1 protein-coding gene is annotated in these 1,150 nt (G+C 41.6%); it reads left to right on the top strand.

Translation table 11 applies throughout. The features are described from left to right. Positions 1-42: 42 nt before the first annotated feature. On the top strand, positions 43-1,150 hold a 1,108-nt coding region (locus tag R7Q47_RS25755), incomplete at its 3' end, for a GGDEF domain-containing protein (protein ID WP_318090198.1).

The following is a 1,150-nucleotide window of genomic DNA, read 5'->3' as shown; positions in this document are numbered from 1 at the left end:
TAGTGACTTGATATAGACTCGTCGATATTGGGAGTAGTAACGTTGAATTCATTTCGTTGGGACATCTATTTTGAAACAGGAATCGAAGATGTTGACGATCAACACCAGTATCTCGTTGAGTTTATTAATAAGTACGGCAAACTTTTGACGCGAAACACGATTTCTATAGCGGATATTCAGAGCGCGTTATTTGAACTCTCTCGTTACGCCGAATTTCACTTCAAAGAAGAGGAAAATTTAATGAGAGAAGTGGGGATTCATCACGAGCATCTCCAAAAGCATATTCAAGTACATCGCACTTTTATGGGCGATATTGTCAGCATGCAAAGTTTTATTAACGAAGATAATCGGCAATCAGCGGAGCAGTTATTGGATTTTCTCATTCATTGGTTGGCGTACCACATTCTTGGCATCGATCAAAATATGGCGAAACAGATCAAAGCCATCGAACGAGGCGTTTCTCCTTTAGAAGCTTATCGCGAACAAGAGCAACAAGCTAACGCGTCTACCGAGCCATTACTAGAAGCACTCAATGCGCTGTTTTCTCAAGTGTCCGAACGTAATCGTGATCTCTTAAAACTCAATTTGGAATTAGAAGAAAAAGTAGAAGCAAGAACGAACCAGTTGTTAACGGCAAATAAGCAGCTGGAAGCACTGTCATTAACGGACTCATTAACTCAACTTCCTAATCGACGCAGTGCAATCAAAACGTTGAAAAAGCTTTGGGATGACACGGAGCACAAAACACTGCCTTTGGTTTGTATCATGATTGATGCGGATTATTTTAAACAAGTCAATGATACGTGTGGGCATGAGGCTGGAGACTTGGTGTTAATCGAGCTTGCACAAGCACTTAAATATCATTTTCGTAGCGATGATATCGTGTGCAGATTGGGAGGTGATGAGTTCTTTGTTATTTGTCCAGACACAGGATTGGACGGCGGGTTACATGTTGCGGAAATGGTAAGAAAACAGGTGTCTCAAATGCTCATACCAACGTGTTATGAACCATGGAGAGGGAGCATCAGTGTTGGCGTTGCAGAGCGAATAGAAAACATGAGTACGTACACCGATTTGATTCGCGCAGCCGATGAATCCGTTTATTTAGCGAAGCAAGAAGGTAAAAATAGAGTTCGGGCTATTCAAAAGT

This window comes from Vibrio sp. Vb0349 (assembly GCF_033338975.1).
The sequence above is the reverse complement of the archived record's forward strand: the minus strand, read 5'-3'. Positions and strand labels throughout refer to the sequence as shown.